The following is a 17,090-nucleotide window of genomic DNA, read 5'->3' as shown; positions in this document are numbered from 1 at the left end:
GTATAAGCTATGAAAACATGCCAATAGGCTACAAGGTAGATGAAGCTAATTCAACAGAACTACCATATACAGTGACTGAGGAAGGTAATGTAATAGAAGTATACTATGTGGTAGATGAAGAGCAGACATTGAAATATACAGTGAATTACTACAAAGATGGAGAACTACTAGAAACATCAGAAGTAATGACAGTACTAGTGGCAAACCCAGTAGTAGAAAATGTAAGTTATGAAAACATGCCAATAGGTTACAGGGTAGATGAAGCTAATTCAACAGAACTACCATATACAGTGACTGAGGAAAGCAGTGTAATAGAGGTATACTATGCAGTAGATGAAGAGCAGACCTTAGATTATACAGTAAGCTACTATAAAGACGGAGAACTACTAGAAACATCAGAAGTAATGACAGTACTAGTGGCAAACCCAGTAGTAGAAAATGTAAGTTATGCTAATATGCCAATAGGCTACAAGGTAGACGAAGAAGCATCAACAAGCCTACCATATACAGTGACTGAGGAAAGCAGTGTAATAGAGGTATACTATGTAGTAGACCAAGAGCAGACATTAGACTATACAGTGAATTACTACAAGGATGGAGCAGTTGAACCATTTGCGACATCTAGTGGAGAAGTACTAGTAGCGAATCCAGTAGTAGAAAGTATAAGCTATGAAAACATGCCAATAGGCTACAAGGTAGATGAAGCTAATTCAACAGAACTACCATATACAGTGACTGAGGAAAGCAGTGTAATCAAAGTATACTATACTTCGAGAACAGATATTAGCTATACAGTAAACTACCTAGAAAAAAATACAAATAGAGCTCTAGCAAAACAAAGAATAGTGAAAGACCAAACCTTTAGGGCAAAAATAACTGAAAAAGCAATTAACATAGCAGGTTATAAGAAGGTAGCTCCAGCAAGTGTTACAATTACTCTAGCTGTAGAAGGAAATAAAATAAGCTTCTATTACATAAAAATAGAAGACAAAGATGATGATGACGATGACAGAGATAAAGACAAAGACAGAGACAAAGATGATGACAAGGAAATTGAGATAATTGATGAAGAGATTCCATTAGCTGTACCTGAGCTAAACAGGAACGATCATTATCAATACATCAAAGGTTATCCTGACAATACAGTAAAGCCAGAAGGATTAATTACCAGAGAAGAAGTAGCTACAGTATTCTACAGACTTTTGACTGAAGAATATAGAAACAACCTAAAGACCAATATTCACGATTTTTCTGATGTAGCAGCAGATAGATGGTCAAATATGCACATTGCTACCCTTGCTAAGGGAGAAATAATCCAAGGGTATACAGATGGAGCGTTTAAGCCAAGTAATTATATTACAAGAGCAGAACTTGCTACAATAGCTTCTAGATTTAATAACTTAAGTCCATTTGAAAGTGATAAATTCTCAGACATTAATGGACACTGGGCAAATGAGTATATAAACTCAGCAGCAGAAAAAGGATGGGTAAATGGCTATGATGATGGGACTTTCAAACCTGATCAGTATATCACTCGAGCTGAATTCGTAACTCTAGTCAACAATGTACTAGAAAGAAGTGTTAGTAAAGGTGAGATATTGCCAGAAGCAAGAAAGTATCCAGATTTAGATGAATCTAAATGGTATTATGAAGCAATGCAAGAGGCGCTTAATAGCCATTATTACAATAGATTAGAAGACGGCAGCGAGGATTGGACAGAAATATATTATCCAAAATTGGATATGTAAAACTCAATATAATAGCAAAAGGGGCAGGCAGCTTGCTTTGTCCCTTTCTCTATTGAATCAGATTCTATTTGGAAAACTTGTCCAAAAAAACTATTTACTTTAAAGAAGTATGTGATATAATAAAAGCAAACTAAATATTTTGAAGATCAGCTAATAAGCGATAAAGGCAAACCTTGGGAAACTGAGGGACGCAAAACTATAGGGCCTGTAACATGGCAGCCAGTTACCGAAAGATTAGTTTTTTATTTCCGCTTTAGCTGATAACTCTTAAACGATAATAGCAAACCTTGGGAAACTGGGGGACGCAAAGCTACAGGGCCTGTAACATGGCAGCCAGCTACCGAAAGGAGAAGTTTTCAGTGAAAAAAACAAGATGTATTGCAATGTTAATTATATTTATAATGTTATTTAGTTCTTTAACAGTTAATGCTTCTTCAAGTGTTACTATTGATATAAAAAAAGCAGAAGAAGGCATAGTCAGAATATCATATAATGAAATAAATAAAAAAACCAAGGTTATGGTAGAAAAAGATTCCATAAAATATTATTATGATTTAAAAAATGATGGAGAGTTTTTTCCGCTTCAGCTTGGACAAGGTAGATATATAGTATCAGTATTAGAAAATACTTCAGGTAATAAATATAAAGTTATAGCCACAGAGAGTTTTGAAGCAGATATCTCCGAAGAAAATTCAGTATATCTCAAATCTACTCAACCAATTTCATGGAATGAAGATATGGAAGCTATCAAACTTGCAGAATCTTTAACACAAGATGAACAAGACCAAGGACAAATAGTACAAGTCCTATACGATTATGTTGTGAATAATATAAGTTATGATTACGAAAAGGTGGACAACCTTAGTTCAGATTATATACCTGATATAGATACAGTTTTGAAAGATGGAAAAGGGATATGTTATGACTACTCAGCGCTATTAGGAGCAATGTTGAGAAGTAGGGGTATACCTGCAAAGCTCGTAAAAGGATATAGAGAGGATATAAATGCATATCATGCATGGAATGAGGTTTATATTGATGGCACTTGGAAAGTTATCGATGCGACATATGATGCTTGGGCCCTCAAAACTGGGACAAGCCATAATATGTTTCAAGATGCAAATGAATACAATAAATTGAAAGAATACTAAAAAGAAGCCTGGATTCCAGGTTTTTTTTATTAGTCTTTTAAATGCTTTTAGAATATAATATAAATGTATATCAATGAAAAATGAGTATAAAAAACGTTTATGCGATGGAGATTTTTATTATTTTGACTTAAGTATTTGCTTTATATTTTGCAATTTAAAATATCTCTATGAAGTATCATAGTTGTTGAAGGGAGCGATAAAATGGACAATAGACCAATAGGAATATTCGACTCAGGTATTGGAGGATTGACAGTATTAAAAGAAGTCATGGAGCAATTACCTAATGAAGATATAATATATTTTGGAGATACAGCAAGAATACCATATGGTACAAAATCAAAAGAAACAGTAAAGAAATATGCATTTCAATGTATAAAGTTTTTGTTAAGCAAAGATATAAAAGCTATAGTTATAGCATGTAATACTGCAAGTGCAATTTCACTAGAAGAAGCTTTAAAAGTATTTGATGTACCGATACTGGGAGTTATAAACCCAGGAGCGAGGGCAGCCATAGAAGCAACAAAAAACAATAAAATAGGAGTTATCGGTACTACTAGTACTATAAATAGTGAAGCTTATCAAACTAAAATAAGGTCACTTAATAAAAACTCAGAAGTAATAGGAGTAGCATGTCCCCTATTTGTTCAAATAGTAGAAGATGGTTGGGAGGACACTGATGTTGCTAGGATAGCCGCAGAAAAATATCTAATAGAGCTGAAAGAACATAATGTAGATACTATGGTTTTAGGATGTACACACTATCCTATTTTAAGATATACTTTAAGTAAAGTAATGGGAGACAAGGTATCTCTTGTAAATCCTGCATTTGAAACAGCAAAAGAAGTAAAGAGCATGCTAAAAGAGAATAATCTATTATCTGATAAAACAGAAAAAGCAGTGTATAGATATTATGTAAGCGATGATCCAGAGAAGTTTAGGAGAGTTGGGGGAAATATAATGAATAAAAATATAGAAACAATAGAGAAGGTTGATATTGAGAATCTATAGGAGGAAAATCAATGAAAGAAGTTATGCTTAGAATAAAAGGAAGACAAACTAATGTTGATGGTGAAGAGAACACAATAGAACTTATAACAGAAGGTAAATTCTATAAAAAGAATGGAACATATTATTTAGTATATGACGAATCAGAGGTGTCAGGAATGGAAGGTTCTAAAACAACTCTGAAGATTCAAGATAATATAATATCCATGAAGAGATTTGGAAGTAATACATCAAACCTAATATTTGAAAAAGGTAGAAAACACAAAACTGAATACGAAACTGTTTATGGAGATATGACAATGGAAGTTATGACAAGTAAGATGGATGTAGATATTTCAGATATAGGTAAAGGGAGTATTAATGTGGCATATAGACTTAATATCTCTGAATCAATTGAAAGTAGTAATCATCTATCAATAGATATAATGTAGGGAAGCATATGGATAAGATAATTGATATTTTTAAACTATTTAAAAAGGAAATAAAGAGATCTCTTAACATAGATGAAGACATTGAGTTCGATATTACATTACCTAAGCGTAAAGAAAATGGAGATATCTCAACAAATGTTGCATTAAAGCTGAGCTCTAAACTAAATAAATCTCCAATGGATATTGCAGATTATATAGTTAAAAATATTGACAAAGATATAATTAAAGTTGATAAAATACAAATAGTTGCTCCAGGATTTGTTAACTTTTACCTTAGCGATGATTGGATAAAAATAATTGGAGATATAGTATTAAATAAAGGGATATCAATAGCGCAAAGGCCTATAGAAAAAAATTATACACTTGATATTAGCTCGAATACTGGTGTTAATAGTAGAGTAAGAGCTAAAGCTTATCTCAAAGTGATGAATAATATTTTCAAGCTTAGAGGATTTATACTAGAAAAAACATCATCTAATTTGAGTCCACAGATTAAGCTTGGTGAGGTTAAGCTATTAAAAGCCGGTAAAGAATATGATGTTGACATAAATCATGTACTTGATGAAAAACACATTAACTTCTATTCAGTTTCAAAAACTTATAAAAGTGATATAGACATAAACCTAGACAACGCATATATAGATAACACATCAAATCCATATTTTTATATCACATATATTTGTACAAGAGCAGGAAATATTGTAAACATATTGGAGAAGCAAGGCTATAGAATACTAGATGAAGATAAGTTAGGATTCAGCTCACATGAAACTTTAACTTCACCTGAAGACAGAGAGTTGATATTTAAGATACTACAGCTTGAAGAAGTATTAGATGAAGCAGTAAAGTATAACGAACCATATAAACTTTTTGACTACATCTATTTATATTCAGATCTGTTTTATATGTATAATAATGAGTTACGGTTGATAGATAAAACTAAAGCAGAGATTTTATCAAATTTATATATATTAAAGGTTGTAGAAAAATTTGTATCTGATATATTAGAATTAATGTTAATTATATAGGCACCTTGTGGTGCCTATAATTAGGCAGCGATTGCCGAAAAATAAGCAAAAGGGGAGTGTGTTATGAAGGATCTGTTTTTTAGAGAGAATGTACTAGAAATACTCGATTATGTGCAAGAGGGGATACACATAATTGATAATAGTGGCAAAATTGTATACTATAACAAATTTGCACAGAAGCTAGACGAGATAGATCGAGAAAAAGCAATAGGGAGACATATCCTAGAAATATATCCATCACTTTCATACGATACCAGTACGTTGCTTAATGTAATAAGAACAGGAAAGCCTATATTTAATGCAGAACAGACCTTTATAAACTACAAAGGAGATAAAATAACAACGATTAACTCGTCTATTCCAATAAAATCAAGAAACAAAGTTTTAGGTGCATTAGAGATATCAAGAGATATAACCGAGGTCAAAAAGCTTTCGGAAAAAATTGTTGATTTGCAAAAAGAGCTTTACAGTGGTGACAATAGGCCTACAAAGCATAAAGGAACCGCAAATTATACATTCGTAGATATAATAGGACAAAGCACAGAGATGTTAAAGCTAAAATCTTTAGCATTAAAGGCTTCTCAAACTCCGTCGCCTATTTTAATATATGGAGAAACTGGAACAGGTAAAGAGTTATTTGTTCAATCTATACACAATGCAAGCCCTAGAAAAAGTAAACCTTTTATAGCTCAAAACTGCGCTGCATTGCCAAGCAATCTACTAGAAGGTATATTGTTTGGAACAGTAAAAGGAGGATTTACTGGAGCAGAGGACAGGCCAGGTCTTTTTGAGGTGGCAAATGGAGGAACACTATTTCTAGATGAGATAAATTCAATGCCTTTAGATCTTCAGGCGAAGCTCCTAAGGGTAATACAGGATGGAACCATAAGAAGAGTAGGAGCTATAAAAACCATCAATGTAAATGTTAGAATAATAGCAGCAACAAATGTAGCGCCTGATGAAGCGGTTGAAGCTAAAATGCTTAGAAAAGACTTATATTATAGACTTAATGTAGTTTCTTTAAGCATACCTGAGCTTAAGAAAAGAATGGTTGATGTACCTGTACTAGTAGATTATTTTATTCAAAAGTTTAATAAGTCACTTAACAAGAATGTTATAGGAGTAGATGATAGAGTTATGGATATATTCTTAAACTATTCATGGCCGGGTAATGTAAGAGAATTAGAACATGTAATAGAAGGAATAATGACAATATATGATATAGATGAAATATTGCTTGAGCATTTGCCGAATCAATTTGACAATGTAATATTTAAAAAAGATATTGGAAGAAGAATAAAACCACTAAAGAAAACGATAGAAGAGATGGAAAAAAACATTATTTATGAAGCATTAGAAGAAACCGGCTGGAATGTAACTCATACAGCTGATCTTATAGACATACCCAGACAAACCCTTCAATATAAAATGAAAAAATATGGTTTGTTAGAAAAATAACTGCCCAAAATTGAGCAGAAAAGGCTGGAGAATAACAGAACAAGGGTTATCCTCCAGCCTTTTCTGCTTTTTTATTAATGCACTATTTCAGTAAAACCTTTTCCTTATCACAGTGATTACCTAGCGTTCCAGTACTGATTTTTCTTTTTTAAATGATACTAAATTTTTCTTTTTCAATTCTTAATTCATGAAGTATTTGGCATATGTTTTGCATAACATAATAATGGCTTTAATGTTAAAACTTTAACCTAGCTATTTAATTACATTTAACTTTATTAATAATAACAATTTAAAATATAAGGGAGGAATTTTAAAATGAAAAAAGGATGTCCATACGGAACACACAGAGTATTAGAACCAAAGGGAACATTACCACAACCAGCAATAAAAGTTGATAACAACATGGAGATTTACGATAACGAAATACTTATTGACGTGCAAACATTAAACGTTGACTCAGCAAGCTTTACACAGATAAAACAAGAGGCAGGCGGAGACGAAGAAAAAATTAAAGAAATAATGAAAAACATAGTTGCAACAAGAGGGAAACATCAAAACCCAGTAACAGGTTCAGGCGGAATGTTAATAGGTACAGTAGAAAAAATAGGACCAGCATTAGAAGGAAAAACAGACCTTAAAGTAGGAGATAAATTAGCAACTTTAGTTTCACTGTCACTTACACCACTAAGAATAGACGAAATACTTGAAGTCAGAAAAGACATAGATCAAGTAGACATAAAAGGTAAAGCAATATTGTTTGAAAGCGGAATATATGCAGTAATACCTACAGATATACCAGAAAACCTTGCTCTATCAGTACTAGACGTAGCTGGAGCACCTGCGCAAGCTGCTAAATTAGTTAAACCTGGAGACTATGTAGTAGTAATAGGCGGAACAGGAAAATCAGGAATGCTTTGTCTATACGAAGCAAAGAAAAGAGTAGGAGTAACAGGTAAAGTAATATGTGTAGGAAGTAGTGACAAGAGTATAGAAAGAGTGAAAGGTGCAGGCCTTGCCGACGTATATATTAAAGCAGATGCTACAAATGCAGTAGAGATGATGGAAAAAATTAAAGAAGCAACGGATGAAAGAATGGCGGACGTAACAATAAACTGTGTAAATATACCTAACACAGAGATGTCAAGTATACTAGTAACAAAAAATGACGGATTAATCTATTTCTTCAGTATGGCAACAAGCTTTACAAAAGCAGCCCTAGGAGCCGAAGGAGTAGGAAGAGACACTACAATGATAATAGGAAACGGATATACAAAAGGACATGCAGAAATAGCACTTCAAATCATGAGAGAAAGTGAAGTCCTAAGAAAAATATACGAAGAGTTATATGCATAGGTATTAATGAATATGAATACAAAAGAACGTTCATGCGATGAAGATTTTGAGAAAACTATATGCTCATAAGTAAAAAAATCTTAAAATTTGCAAACTCGCTTTGCTCAAACATGCAAATTTCTTAATAGATTTTCTTACTTCTTTCGCCTAGTTTTCTTAGCAAAATCTCATAGACATTCTTTATGTCTTTTGCATTCATATTTCAAAAATTAAAAGGGAGGTATTGTGCGTGAGGTCTTATAAAGATATCGAGCTTTGGAAAAATGTCACCGAAGAAGAGTGGAATGACTGGAAATGGCAGGTAAGAAATAGAATAACTGACGTTAGTGATCTAAAAAAAGTTATAAATCTCACTGAACAAGAAGAAAAAGACATAGAAGAAACATTAAAAAGATTTAGAATGGGCATTACTCCATATTATGCATCACTTATGGATAAAGATAATCCAGATTGTCCAGTAAGAAAGCAAGCAGTACCAACTATTATGGAGACACATAAAGGAAGCGCTGACATGGAAGACCCACTTCATGAAGACACAGACTCACCAGTACCAGGATTAACACATAGATATCCAGATAGAGTTCTTTTGCTGATTACAGACCAATGTTCAATGTATTGCAGACATTGTACAAGGAGAAGATTTGCTGGTCAGCAAGACTCAGCTATGGGAATGGACAGAATAGAAAAAGCAATAGAATATATCAGAAATACACCACAAGTTAGAGATGTTTTGCTATCAGGTGGAGATGCACTACTAGTATCTGACGAAAGATTAGAATCAATAATAAGTAAGCTGAGAGAAATACCTCATGTAGAGGTTATAAGGATAGGCTCACGTGTTCCTGTTGTTATGCCGCAGAGAATTACAGATGATCTAGTAAACATGCTTAGAAAGTATCATCCAATTTGGTTAAATACGCATTTTAATCATTCAAAAGAGATAACTCCAGAATCTAAGAAGGCCATAGATAGACTAGCAGATGCAGGAATACCACTTGGTAATCAATCAGTACTTTTAAGAGGAGTTAATGACTGCGTACATGTAATGAGAGAGCTAGTTCATAACTTAGTTAAAATAAGAGTAAGACCTTACTATATCTATCAATGTGACCTTTCAATGGGTATAGAGCACTTTAGAACACCAGTTTCTAAAGGAATAGAAATAATAGAAGGCTTAAGAGGACATACTTCAGGATATGCAGTTCCTACATTTGTTGTTGATGCACCTGGTGGAGGCGGAAAAACTCCTGTCATGCCAAACTATGTGATCTCAATGTCACCACATAAAGTTATACTGAGAAACTTTGAAGGAGTTATCACAACATATACTGAACCTGAAAGCTATAAGGACGAATGTAACTGTGAAGTTTGCAGAAAAGAAAGAGAGCATAAGCTTACAGGAGTTGCAGGATTACTACAAGGCAACGACATAGCGCTTGAACCAACGGAGCTAGAAAGAAGAGATAGAGCAAAAAACAGAGTATAAAAGTCCTGAAAGGAGTCATTTTAATGTCACTAATTAAACGTATATACCCTAGCTGTAAGATAGTATCAATAGTGGGTATGGCGAAAAATGCAGGAAAAACCGTAACATTAAATAGAGTAATTGAAGAAGCTATCGAAGAGTGTATTAATATAGGACTTACTTCAACAGGACGCGATGGAGAAAAGCAGGATATAGTAACAAAGACTGAAAAACCAACTATATATGTTGAAGAGGGAACGCTGATTGCAACTGCAGCAGAAACCTTAAGCATGGGCGATGCAAAAATTGAGATAATAAGTGTCACAGACTACACTACTCCTTTGGGAAATATCGTCATTGGAAAGGTTCGAGATAGTGGGTATGTGCAAATAGCAGGACCACAGACTAATAAAGGGATTAAAGCAGTTTGTGATATAATGCTTAGCTTAGGTGCACAGTTAGTACTAATAGATGGGGCGATAAACAGAGTTGCATCAGCATCGCCTTCTGTTTCAGAAGGTACAGTTCTAGCAACAGGAGCTGTTATCAGCAGAAATATGTCTCGTGTAATAGAAGAAACCGTCCATACGGTTGAACTCTTTGGACTAAGTGAAGTTGATGATAATGTGAGTTCAATAGTAGATGAAATAATATCTAATGGAAAAATTGCAATCATAGATAATCAGTATAGCGTAGAATATCTAGATTTGAAAACAGCTTTAAACAGTGGAACAACAATAGCAGGTAATATAAAAGAAGATACAGCTTATGTAGTGTTTCCAGGCTCGCTAGTTAAGAAAACTCTAACGGATATTCAAAACACAAATACTCTATATAAAAATGTGACATTTGTTGTAAACGATGGTACAAAAATATTTATTGATCCTAAAAGCTGGATTTATTTTAAAAATAAAGGCTTCAGCATAAAAGTGTTGGATTCAATAAAAACTTTAGCAGTTACTGTTAATCCTTATTCTCCTGAAGGTTACTATTTTGAACAAGAAGGATTTTTAAGTAAGATGAAAAACTATTTAAAAGGTATACCAGTACTTGATGTATGTGGTGGTGATTTATATGAATAATTTTTTAGATATTCATACAAAAAGTAACATAGACCTTGAATACGTGTTAAATAAAATAGAAGTATGTACACCATATGGCAGCGAAAAAAAAGATAGCATAAAGCCTTTTTCTATTGGAGAGGAAACTCATCTTATAGAAGAGCTTAATAGAATAGAGACTTTTATTAAGCTGATAAAAGAGAATAGGTTTTTCTTTGTAAATATAAAAAATATATTTTGTCATATTAAAGACATTAGAAGTTCAATATTGAGGAGTAATGATGGCTATACATTAAGTAATGTAGAGCTGTTTGAGGTAAAAAGCTTTATACTTATGTTAAGGGAACTAAATGAGGAGCTTGACAGATTCAAGCAGGAGTTACCGGGGGATATGAGAATAGAGCGGATAATAGAGCTTGAAAAAACATTTGACCCACAGAATACTAATATAAAAACCTTTTATATATATGATGAGTATTCTGAAAAGCTTCAGTTAATCAGAGCTCAAAAAAAGGCTCTAGATAGAAAGCTGAAGCTAGAAAAAAAACAGCTTCGTGAGAGGATTGAAAAAGAACTAGAAGTTAATATAAGACCGGATGGGTCAATTACAGTTTCTAAGGATATCAGTGAGCTTACTCAAAAACTAGCAAGTCATCCATATTTAGTATATAGCTCAGAAACATATATGAGCATCAAATATTCATTAAAATCTACACCATCAATAGATGCTTTTGAGAAGGAATTAGAGACATTAAAAGAAAACGAAGAGAAGGAAGAATTTAGGATTAGAACAAATCTTTCTAATGAAATAGCTTCATATAGCAAAAGTATAGCTGAGAACATGAAAGCTATAGGAATACTAGATTTAATGATGGCAAAGGCATACATGGCTATAAAGATAGATGGAGTAAAGCCTGACATAGTAGAAGATCATATAGTAGACATCGTTGAAGGACGGCATTTAAAGGTTGAGGAAAACTTAAAAACCAAAGCACAGGTATTTACTCCCATAAGTGTCACCCTAAGAGAGGGCGTGACGTGTATAACTGGTGCTAATATGGGTGGGAAAACAGTATCACTTAAGCTAATCGGACTTTTATGTGCTATGGCTCAATATGGTATCTTTATTCCATGTAGAAGAATGAAGATGGGACTTCATGGTTTTATATATGGTTCTATAGGAGATATGCAGTCAACTGATAATGGGCTAAGTACCTTTGGTGCAGAAATCAGGGGGATAGAAGAAGGACTGAAAAGAGCGGATGATAGAGGACTTATATTAATAGATGAATTAGCAAGAGGAACAAATCCTGATGAAGGATACGCTATATCTAAAGCAATAGTAAGTTATCTTAATAAGAGAAACTGTATAACCCTGATCACTACTCATTACGATAATATAGCAAACTCAGATGATGTTAATCATTTGCAGGTAGTGGGACTTGCAAATGTAGACTACAATAAGCTTAAGCAGGAGTTATCTTGTAAAAGCGGATGTAGAATAGACCTAGTTAGTAAGTTTATGGATTACAGGCTTATACAGGTCACAAATAATGCCAAAGTGCCGAGAGATGCCATAAACATAGCTAGATTAATGGGATTAAAAGAAGAAATACTCGAAGAAGCAGAGAATATACTGAACGCTGAATATTAACAAAAGGAGGTTTGAATATGCAAAGCAAGCTTAATCTAGATCCAAATGTAATAGAAAGTGCAAGAAATGCAGCAAGAAATATTGCGGATGATGTACAGAACTTCATAGATAGACATACTACAGTGACCGTAGAGAGAACTGTAGCAAGGCTACTTGGTGTAGACGGAGTAGATGAAATAGAGAAGCCACTTCCAAACGTTGTTGTGGATAATATCAAAGAAGGTGGAGGACTATCGCTGGGAGTTGCATACTGGCTAGGTAATGCAATGATCCAAACAGGTGATGAGCCACAGATTATAGCAGAAAAAGTAAGCAGAGGGGAGCTAGATTTAACAAAGCTGCCTATAGCTGAAGAAGCTCGAATAAAAGAAAGCGTAGAAACAATAGCCAAGAAAACTGTTGAAAGAATAAGAGCAAACAGAAACAAAAGAGACGATTACATTCAAACACTAGGTGAAGGCAAAAAGCCATATCTTTATGTTATAGTTGCTACAGGAAATATATATGAAGACGTTATTCAAGCCCAGGCAGCAGCTAGGCAAGGAGCAGATGTGATAGCTGTTATAAGGACGACAGCACAAAGCTTACTTGATTATGTTCCTTATGGTGCTACTACAGAGGGCTTTGGTGGAACATATGCTACACAAGAAAACTTTAGGATAATGAGAAAGGCACTTGATGAAGTAGGTGAAGAACTAGGAAGATACATTAGATTATGTAACTACTGTTCAGGTCTTTGTATGCCAGAAATTGCTGCAATGGGTGCTCTTGAAAGATTAGATGTGATGCTTAATGATGCATTATATGGGATACTTTTCAGAGATATCAACATGCAAAGAACACTTGTAGATCAATATTTTTCAAGGATAATAAACGGTTTTGCAGGAGTAATAATAAATACTGGAGAAGACAACTATCTCACAACATCAGATGCAGTTGAAGAGGCACATACAGTGTTAGCCTCACAGTTTATGAATGAACAATTTGCGCTAAAGGCAGGAATACCAGAAGAGCAAATGGGATTAGGTCATGCCTTTGAAATGGATCCAAACATTGAAAATGGATTTTTGCTTGAGCTTGCACAGGCGCAGATGGCTAGAGAGATATTTCCTAACTCTCCATTAAAATACATGCCTCCAACAAAATTCATGACAGGAAATATATTTAAAGGTCACCTTCAGGATGCACTATTTAACCTTATTTCAATATGGACAAATCAAGGCATACAGCTTTTAGGCATGCCAACAGAGGCTATTCATACGCCTCATCTTCAAGACAGAATGCTTTCAATAGAGAATGCAAAATATATATTCAATAATGCTAGAGCATTAGGAGATGAAATAGAATTTAAACAAGGCGGAATGATTCAGTCAAGAGCACAAGAGGTACTTAAAAATGCTGAGGAATTGCTGCTTGATATTGAAAAAGAAGGGTTGTTCCCTACTATAGAAAAAGGTAAATTTGCATCAGTTAAAAGACCTAGAGATGGTGGAAAGGGCCTTGAAGGAGTAGTTGCTAAGGAAGAAAAATACTACAATCCATTCATTGATATGATGCTTGGAGGTGAAAGATAATGAGCGCTATACAGAAAGTTGATTTAACAAGAATAAAACCATACGGAGATACGTTAAATGATGGTATGATGCAGCTTTCTTTTACACTTCCAGTACCTTATGGAGATGAAGCAAGTGAAGCTGCTAGACAGCTTGGAAGAAAGATGGGCTTAGAAGAACCAAATGTAGTATACTCATCTGATTTAGGAGTAGGCTATACATTTTTCGTAGTTTATGGGAAATGTGCTCACACTGTCGATTATACTAAAATAGAAGTTCCAAAGGTAGATGTAGAATCTATGGACAAGGAACAAGTAGAAGAGTATATTGCGCAGAACATAAAAAGAGAAATTACAATAATAGGTGCATGTACTGGTACAGATGCACATACTGTAGGTATAGATGCTATTATGAACATGAAGGGCTTTGATGGACACTATGGGCTTGAAAGATATAAGATGGTTAATGCAATAAACATGGGAAGTCAAGTTCCAAACGAAGATCTTGTAGCCAAAGCTATAGAAATGAATGCTGATGCAATATTAGTATCACAGATAGTAACACAAAAGAACGTTCATATACCAAATTTAACTCAGTTAGTTGAGCTATTAGAAGCAGAAGGGCTAAGAGATAAGGTAATTTTATGCTGTGGAGGTCCTAGACTTTCACATGAGCTTGCAAAAGAGTTAGGATATGATGCAGGATTTACCACTGGCTCATTTGCAAATGACGTAGCTTCATTTGTAGTAACTGAAATTGTTAAAAGAGGATTAGTATAGTCATAATAATAGAGATAATAGAGCAATAAAAACAGGCGATAGTTTAATGTTATTGCCTGTTTTTTGTTATATAAGCTATTTATCGATTTTAAATTCCTTAAGAATATCACTAGTTTGTTGAATATATCCTGGAATGTTTGAAAAATTATTCTTTACTATACCTATAAAAAGTATATCAACAATAGTAAGTTGGGCTATTCTCGAAGCAATAGCTCCCATTCTAAGTGTTCTTTCAACCTCAGTTGTATATATTTTTATATCTGCAAGATCACTTATAGGATTTTTACCGAATCTCGTTATTGAAATTGTTTTTGCACCCCTTTGCTTTGAGATCTCCATAGCTCTGTAGGTTTCTATAGTCTTACCACTGTGAGAGAAAGCAATAGCAACATCTTTATTTGTGATGTTTGCAGCAGATACAAGCTGAAGATGGTTATCTGTGTGAATATAAGCAGGCATATCTATCCTAACTAGTTTATATTGAAGGTCTTGTGCGACTAAAGAAGAGCCTCCAACACCGTAAATATTTATTCTTCTTGCAGAGCTTATAGCTTTTATTGCATCTGATAATACTTTTTCATCTACAAGCTTTACTGTATTTTTAATAGCATTAATACTTTCAGCGGCAAGTTTATTTACAATATCATTCATTGAATCATGGATAGTTATTTTTTCATATATTTTGTCCTCGTCAAGTTCATTATGATGTACTTCTTTTGCTAGGGCGATTTTTAGTTCTTGAAAGCCTTCATATCCGAGCTTTTGTGAGAATCTGATTATGCTTGCTGGGCTAGTATTAGTAAGATTTCCAAGCTCAGATGCAGTTGAATTATAAACCATATCTACATTATCTATTATGAAATCAGCTATTTTTTTTTCGGAAGAGGTAAAATCATTTTTCAAATTATTTATTCTAGTAATACTGCTCATCGAAGAACCTCCGAATTTTCAAATTATCATGTTATTATTATATCATTCAATGTTTATTAGTAAAACACTGTATTATGAATTGACTTTGAGGTTATTTTCTATTAATCTTCATAACTAAGCTTTCACCATGTACTACATTGCCTAAGAGCTTTTCCATGCTTTCTACTTTATCCCCATTAGTTATTACAACAGGAGTAATAAGGGATTTAGCATTATCTTTTAAATAAGCCATATCCATTTCTATGAGTTTATCACCAGTCTTAACTTTATCTCCCTCGTTAACAAGACGTTTAAAGCCTTTGCCTTTTAATTCAACGGTGTCTAGTCCTAGATGTATTAATATTTCAATGCCTTCCTTAGTTTCTATTCCAATGGCATGATTAGTAGGGAATACCTGTATTACTTTGCCGTTACACGGAGATACAACATTTCCATCAGTTGGATCAATAGCAATTCCATCTCCAAGCATTTTCTGTGAGAATACTTGGTCTGAAACCTGTGATATGTCAATAGCTTCTCCAGTTAATGGAGAAATAATGTCTATTACTGAGTTCTTCTTAAATATATTTAGCATATTAGAAACCTCCTATACTTCGACTGGTTAATATATTAGTTATTTATTTTTTATATATGGCTCTAGATTATCATAAACCTCATTAGGTAACCAAATACCACAAATAGGCGTTTTCAATTTGTTATAGTCACCATGATAGTCTGATCCGCCTGTAAATATTATATCTTTATTAGTTACGATATTCGTTAGCTCAGTTTGAACTTCGTGGTCATTAGCAGGATGGTATATTTCAATACCATCTAGTAACTCACTGTTTATAAGTTCCCTATACAGACCTTCATCTTTCTTCTTAATTTTGCCAGGATGAGCTAATACTATGATGCCATTATTTCTCTTTATCAGCTTACATATTTGATGAAAGTCATAATAGTTATACGAATCCTCTATATGGTAAGGAGCATCCTTACCAAAAAAAGCTTTTAGTGAACTCATAATTTCTTCTTGCTTTAAATATCCATATTTAGTAAGAGTCTTAAGGAGCTTAGCCCTATATAATGGTCCACCATGACTTTCCTTAAAAAACTCATTTTCATCGATTTCAATGCCATTTGCCTGCATTAGTTTAATTTCCTGTTTCGATTTATTGTTTAGATGATTTAGTAGATTGTTAGAATATTCTCTTAGCTCTTCAGACTGAAAGTCTATATCATAGGCCAATACATGAAATTTAAGGTTGTTCTCAACGGCTGTAAATTCAACAGCAGGTATGAATGGAATATTATATTCTTTACTCATATTATTTACAACTTCGAGACCTAATGTAGTGTCATGATCAGTAATTGCTAGCGCAGAAAGACAAGCTTTCTGCGCTATTTCAAAGATTTCTTCAACTTTAGAGCTACCATCAGAGAAAACTGAATGCATATGAAAATCAAACTTCATAGCTATACCTCCAAGTTT

The 17,090-nt window shown here is 33.7% G+C and carries 15 protein-coding genes and 2 riboswitches; of the genes, 12 read left to right on the top strand and 3 right to left on the bottom strand.

What is annotated here, in order from left to right; genetic code table 11:
* From HNR33_RS12790 to kamE, 12 genes are all read left to right on the top strand, one after another.
* On the top strand, window positions 1-1,748 hold a 1,748-nt coding region (locus tag HNR33_RS12790; RefSeq protein ID WP_429083866.1), incomplete at its 5' end, for an S-layer homology domain-containing protein.
* Between the two features lie 155 nt (window positions 1,749-1,903).
* A riboswitch (cyclic di-GMP riboswitch) is annotated at window positions 1,904-1,979 on the top strand.
* A gap of 38 nt (window positions 1,980-2,017) precedes the next feature.
* Window positions 2,018-2,093, top strand: a riboswitch (cyclic di-GMP riboswitch).
* Between the two features lie 14 nt (window positions 2,094-2,107).
* Window positions 2,108-2,899 (top strand): transglutaminase-like domain-containing protein, encoded by a 792-nt coding sequence (locus HNR33_RS12785; protein WP_429083865.1) that lies wholly within the window; start codon window positions 2,108-2,110, stop codon window positions 2,897-2,899.
* A 201-nt stretch (window positions 2,900-3,100) separates the two neighbouring features.
* Entirely contained in the window at window positions 3,101-3,907 is an 807-nt protein-coding gene (gene murI, locus HNR33_RS12780; RefSeq protein WP_429083863.1) for a glutamate racemase, read from the top strand.
* Between the two features lie 11 nt (window positions 3,908-3,918).
* A complete protein-coding gene (locus tag HNR33_RS12775; protein WP_429083861.1) occupies window positions 3,919-4,335 on the top strand; it encodes a YwiB family protein in 417 nt (138 codons plus the stop codon).
* An 8-nt stretch (window positions 4,336-4,343) separates the two neighbouring features.
* Entirely contained in the window at window positions 4,344-5,363 is a 1,020-nt protein-coding gene (locus HNR33_RS12770) for a DALR anticodon-binding domain-containing protein (RefSeq protein WP_429083860.1), read from the top strand.
* A 63-nt stretch (window positions 5,364-5,426) separates the two neighbouring features.
* A complete protein-coding gene (locus HNR33_RS12765) occupies window positions 5,427-6,821 on the top strand; it encodes a sigma-54 interaction domain-containing protein (RefSeq protein WP_429083857.1) in 1,395 nt (464 codons plus the stop codon).
* A 315-nt stretch (window positions 6,822-7,136) separates the two neighbouring features.
* Window positions 7,137-8,174, top strand: coding sequence for an L-erythro-3,5-diaminohexanoate dehydrogenase (kdd, locus tag HNR33_RS12760; protein ID WP_429083855.1), 1,038 nt, complete (start codon window positions 7,137-7,139; stop codon window positions 8,172-8,174).
* Between the two features lie 229 nt (window positions 8,175-8,403).
* Entirely contained in the window at window positions 8,404-9,660 is a 1,257-nt protein-coding gene (kamA, locus tag HNR33_RS12755; RefSeq protein WP_429083852.1) for a lysine 2,3-aminomutase, read from the top strand.
* 23 nt (window positions 9,661-9,683) lie between these two features.
* On the top strand, window positions 9,684-10,721 hold the full coding sequence (gene kamB, locus HNR33_RS12750) for a lysine 5,6-aminomutase reactivase subunit KamB (protein ID WP_429083849.1): 1,038 nt from the start codon (window positions 9,684-9,686) through the stop codon (window positions 10,719-10,721).
* Window positions 10,714-12,354 (top strand): lysine 5,6-aminomutase reactivase ATPase KamC, encoded by a 1,641-nt coding sequence (gene kamC / locus HNR33_RS12745; RefSeq protein WP_429083847.1) that lies wholly within the window; start codon window positions 10,714-10,716, stop codon window positions 12,352-12,354. Before kamB ends, kamC begins: the two co-directional genes overlap by 8 nt.
* Before the next feature lie 17 nt (window positions 12,355-12,371).
* On the top strand, window positions 12,372-13,928 hold the full coding sequence (gene kamD / locus HNR33_RS12740; protein WP_429083844.1) for a lysine 5,6-aminomutase subunit alpha: 1,557 nt from the start codon (window positions 12,372-12,374) through the stop codon (window positions 13,926-13,928).
* Window positions 13,928-14,686: a lysine 5,6-aminomutase subunit beta gene (gene kamE, locus HNR33_RS12735; protein ID WP_429083842.1), complete on the top strand. Its 759-nt coding sequence runs from the start codon at window positions 13,928-13,930 to the stop codon at window positions 14,684-14,686. Before kamD ends, kamE begins: the two co-directional genes overlap by 1 nt.
* Before the next feature lie 75 nt (window positions 14,687-14,761).
* On the opposite strand, the gene HNR33_RS12730 is transcribed toward kamE, so the two are convergent.
* From HNR33_RS12730 to HNR33_RS12720, 3 genes are all read right to left on the bottom strand, one after another.
* Window positions 14,762-15,616, bottom strand: coding sequence for a MurR/RpiR family transcriptional regulator (locus tag HNR33_RS12730; RefSeq protein ID WP_429083841.1), 855 nt, complete (start codon window positions 15,614-15,616; stop codon window positions 14,762-14,764).
* A gap of 91 nt (window positions 15,617-15,707) precedes the next feature.
* Window positions 15,708-16,190 (bottom strand): PTS sugar transporter subunit IIA, encoded by a 483-nt coding sequence (locus HNR33_RS12725; protein ID WP_429083839.1) that lies wholly within the window; start codon window positions 16,188-16,190, stop codon window positions 15,708-15,710.
* A 39-nt stretch (window positions 16,191-16,229) separates the two neighbouring features.
* The gene (locus tag HNR33_RS12720; RefSeq protein ID WP_429083837.1) at window positions 16,230-17,072 is read right to left on the bottom strand and encodes a PHP domain-containing protein; all 843 of its coding nucleotides are present in this window, start codon (window positions 17,070-17,072) and stop codon (window positions 16,230-16,232) included.
* Between the last annotated feature and the right edge of the window lie 18 nt (window positions 17,073-17,090).

This window comes from Brassicibacter mesophilus (assembly GCF_050433385.1).
In the GTDB taxonomy this organism is placed as follows: domain Bacteria; phylum Bacillota; class Clostridia; order Tissierellales; family Proteiniboraceae; genus Brassicibacter; species Brassicibacter mesophilus.
Note: the sequence above shows the minus strand (reverse complement) of the source record. Positions and strands in the feature narration are given on the sequence as shown.

Bases quoted from the DNA above. Each gene is read 5' to 3' on its own strand.
- murI (WP_429083863.1), top strand. From the start codon at position 3,101: ATGGACAATAGACCAATAGGAATATTCGACTCAGGTATTGGAGGATTG.
- HNR33_RS12775 (WP_429083861.1), top strand. From the start codon at position 3,919: ATGAAAGAAGTTATGCTTAGAATAAAAGGAAGACAAACTAATGTTGAT.
- HNR33_RS12770 (WP_429083860.1), top strand. From the start codon at position 4,344: ATGGATAAGATAATTGATATTTTTAAACTATTTAAAAAGGAAATAAAG.
- HNR33_RS12765 (WP_429083857.1), top strand. From the start codon at position 5,427: ATGAAGGATCTGTTTTTTAGAGAGAATGTACTAGAAATACTCGATTAT.
- kdd (WP_429083855.1), top strand. From the start codon at position 7,137: ATGAAAAAAGGATGTCCATACGGAACACACAGAGTATTAGAACCAAAG.
- kamB (WP_429083849.1), top strand. From the start codon at position 9,684: ATGTCACTAATTAAACGTATATACCCTAGCTGTAAGATAGTATCAATA.
- kamC (WP_429083847.1), top strand. From the start codon at position 10,714: ATGAATAATTTTTTAGATATTCATACAAAAAGTAACATAGACCTTGAA.
- kamD (WP_429083844.1), top strand. From the start codon at position 12,372: ATGCAAAGCAAGCTTAATCTAGATCCAAATGTAATAGAAAGTGCAAGA.
- kamE (WP_429083842.1), top strand. From the start codon at position 13,928: ATGAGCGCTATACAGAAAGTTGATTTAACAAGAATAAAACCATACGGA.
- HNR33_RS12730 (WP_429083841.1), bottom strand. From the start codon at position 15,616: ATGAGCAGTATTACTAGAATAAATAATTTGAAAAATGATTTTACCTCT.
- HNR33_RS12725 (WP_429083839.1), bottom strand. From the start codon at position 16,190: ATGCTAAATATATTTAAGAAGAACTCAGTAATAGACATTATTTCTCCA.
- HNR33_RS12720 (WP_429083837.1), bottom strand. From the start codon at position 17,072: ATGAAGTTTGATTTTCATATGCATTCAGTTTTCTCTGATGGTAGCTCT.